The sequence below is a fragment of the uncultured Cyclobacterium sp. genome (assembly GCF_963976465.1).
In the GTDB taxonomy this organism is placed as follows: domain Bacteria; phylum Bacteroidota; class Bacteroidia; order Cytophagales; family Cyclobacteriaceae; genus Cyclobacterium.
In genome coordinates this window covers 1-3352 of sequence record NZ_CAXBOC010000563.1, presented here as the reverse complement: position 1 = coordinate 3352, position 3352 = coordinate 1, and the positions used below count along the sequence as shown (strand labels likewise).

Here is a 3352-nt window from a genome sequence, read left to right as displayed (position 1 = left end):
AAGTAGGCTATGTCGGAAGGGACGTAGAGTCCATGGTAAGGGATTTGGTGGAACATGCAGTAAATCTGGTTAAGGAAGCAAAGAATGAAGAAGTAAAGGAAAAAGCTGCAGTGATTGTTGAAGACATGCTTCTGGATATTTTGATTCCTCCCGTTAGAGGTACAGGTTTCAGCACTACGCAAAAAGAGAATTTTAATCCCGACAATGCCAGCGAGCAAGAGCTTAATGAAAAAACCAGGGAGAGATTCAAAGAAAAATTGAAGCATGGAGAGCTGGAGGAACGGAAAATAGAAATCAATGTTAAGCAGTCCTCCCCTGCTGGGATTGGCATGGTGGGAAATGGCATGATGGATGAAGCCAGCATGGCTGGCATTCAAGACATGCTTAGCAATATGATGCCTAAGCGCACCAAAAAAAGGAAAGTCACCATTTCGGAAGCCAGAAAGATTTTGATGGAAGAAGAAGCCTCCAAACTTATTGATTTTGATGAGGTCAAAGAAGAAGCCATTAAGCTTGCGGAAAACAATGGGATCATATTTATCGACGAAATTGATAAAATTGCCTCTAGTTCAAGTAAATCAGGCGGACCGGATGTTAGCAGAGAAGGTGTACAAAGAGATTTGCTTCCTATTGTAGAAGGCAGTGCTGTCAATACCAAATATGGATTGGTACATACAGATCATGTGTTGTTTATAGCCGCAGGAGCCTTTCATGTAAGCAAACCTTCGGACCTGATTCCCGAGCTGCAAGGAAGGTTCCCAATTCGAGTAGAACTTACGAGCCTAACCCAAGAGGATTTCTACAAAATACTCAAAGACCCAAAAAATGCCCTCACCAAACAGTATCAGGCCTTATTTGAAGCTGAGGAAGTTTATTTGGAATACACAGACGATGCCATTCAAGAAATAGCTTCATTGGCATTTAGTATCAATGAGGAAGTTGAAAACATTGGGGCAAGAAGGCTGCACACCGTCATGAGCCATTTACTGAATGACTTTTTGTTTGATGTACCGGATTCAATAGGTCCCAATAGCAAAATCATGATTACCAAAGACCTTGTCAATGAAAGGTTAAGTTCTTTGGTGAAAAACCGAGACCTTTCTCAGTTCATCCTTTGATACAGTTCATAACAAGACCAATTGACCATCAGGTGTGCTCAGGCACCACACCTGATGGCAACATGGGTAGCCTATAAAGCTTTACTCCGCAAGCATCATGAATTGCATTCCGCAATGCTGGAGCGATACATACGATGGGGGCTTCTCCTGCTCCGGAGGATGGAAGATCCTTTCGGTTCAATAATACTACTTTCATTTCCGGTACATCACTAAACCTAGGCACTCGGTAGGAAGAAAGACCGGGATTGGTCAGTTTGGCATCTTTAAAATCTACCGCTTCAAATAGTGCGCCGCCTAAACCTTGCAGTACACACCCAATAACCTGACTCTTAAGGTGCCGGGGATTGATGATGACACCACATTCAAAGGCCGTCACTACCCTACGTACATTCAATTTCCTCGATTTATTTTCAACCTCCACCTCAACGAAGGTAGCGACAAAGCCTCCTTTTACCGTACCGCAAGCCATTCCATACCCTATTTCAGATTGCTTCTTTTCCTTTCCCCAATCAAAGGCCTCGGCGCCTGCTTTTATTACATTGATTAATCTTGGTTTATCCAGATGCGCTATTCTAAATTGCAAAGGGTCCAATTTCAATTCCCTTGCCAAATCATTGATTGTGGACTCCATGGCAAAGACGTTGGCAGTAGAGGACAAGGCCCGATAGGATCCTTGACGCAATGGTGAAGATGAACGGTGAAACTCAATATGTTCTTCAGCCCCTGAATAAGGAAAATCAATACCTGCAGCACCTGAGTTATAATTATGGAACTCCCAAGTATTAATCTTCCCATTATTTACAGAAGCTTTCACATCAATTACTCCTGCAGGTCGAAAATAAGCCCACTTGAATTCTTCTTCTCTGGTCCAGCAAACCTTTACGGGACGGCCAACCACCTTCGATAATTTTGCAGCTTCAATCCCTACTTCACTGGTTTGCTTTCCTCCGTAGCCGGAACCAGTATCGGGAACATGAACGCGTATTTTATCTAATGGTAGATCAAATTCTTTTGCCAAGTCTTCATGTAAACCAAAAGGGCGTTGTGTCCCTGCCCAAACTTCCACTTCTCCGTCTTTCCAGCTGGCCAATGCTGCCCGGGTTTCCAAGGGGACATGTGCGATATAATCAATCTCAAACCACTGATTTAATTTCAATGGGGCTTCCTCATAGTTATCTTCTAGGCTTTGCCTTTTGGGTTTTCCATCCTTGGAGCTTTTGACCAAATGCTCAAATAGCGCTCCAGGCTCAATAAGCTTTCCCGGTCCCCAGGAGGAATCGACTGAAGCCAAAGCCATGGCTGCTTTTCCCGGGCTGTCTGCTACAACCGCAATAAAATCTCCGTCGCTTATCAGCATTATGCCGGGGATATTTTCGGCATTTGTAGTATCGGCACGAAGCAGTTCAGCTCCATAAGCTGGTGGCCGCAATATTTTACCATATACCATATTTGGCAAAACCATATCAGATACATATTTATGGCTTCCTGTAATAAAATCCTTTCCGTTAATTTTGGGCACAGAATGACCTGCAAATCTCCACTGCTCAGGGCTTATTGTTGCTACATCTTTATTGATTTTTCTCAGCACTTTTTTACCTTCCAATAAGTGCTCAAAGTCAACACTATTGGCTGAGTCGGCATCCATCACCTTCCCGTCTTTTAACTGCAGTTTGGAAGAGGATATACCCAATACCTTTTCAGCTTCCTCCAATAAAATCTCTCTTAAGTTTGCTGCCGCAAGCCTAAGCACAGGGGAAATTTGGAGTGTAGTCAGGCTTCCATAGGTCCCTCGATCATAAGGGGTGAGTAAAGTATCTCCCATAATCAGGTTAATTTCGTGAGGAGCAACAGACAACTCCTCTGCCACTACCTGACTTAAGGATGTGCGTATGTTCTGCCCAATCTCCACCTTTCCCGTAAATACAGTAATTATTCCCGCTTTAGAAATATGAATCCAAGAAGAAATCAGCTCTTTGTCCGGAAATTCAAACTTATCATCAACAGAAGCCGCAGAGGAAACGAATACATCTGAAAGCAAAATATAGGTGGCTGCACCGGCTCCCATAAGTTTAAAAAACTTTCTTCTAGACATCCTTCCTTTGGGACTTTTAAAATCACTTAAAGTTGGGAAAGGGTTTTCATCTCGTTTAAGGCTCATTGCTCAGCTTTCTTTTGACTTAATTTAGACAGTGCATCGATAATTGCCGGGTAGGTACAGCAGCGGCAAATGTTAC

General features: G+C 43.2%; 2 protein-coding genes. One reads left to right on the top strand and one right to left on the bottom strand.

What is annotated here, in order from left to right; translation table 11 throughout:
• Nucleotides 1–1118: ATP-dependent protease ATPase subunit HslU (hslU, locus tag AAC037_RS22195; protein WP_339905701.1), on the top strand; the 1118-nt coding region annotated here is incomplete at its 5' end.
• Between the two features lie 28 nt (nucleotides 1119–1146).
• Here the strand turns inward: hslU and AAC037_RS22190 are convergent.
• On the bottom strand, nucleotides 1147–3276 hold the full coding sequence (locus AAC037_RS22190; protein ID WP_339905699.1) for a molybdopterin cofactor-binding domain-containing protein: 2130 nt from the start codon (nucleotides 3274–3276) through the stop codon (nucleotides 1147–1149).
• Between the last annotated feature and the right edge of the window lie 76 nt (nucleotides 3277–3352).

Bases quoted from the DNA above. Each gene is read 5' to 3' on its own strand.
- AAC037_RS22190 (WP_339905699.1), bottom strand. From the start codon at position 3,276: ATGAGCCTTAAACGAGATGAAAACCCTTTCCCAACTTTAAGTGATTTT.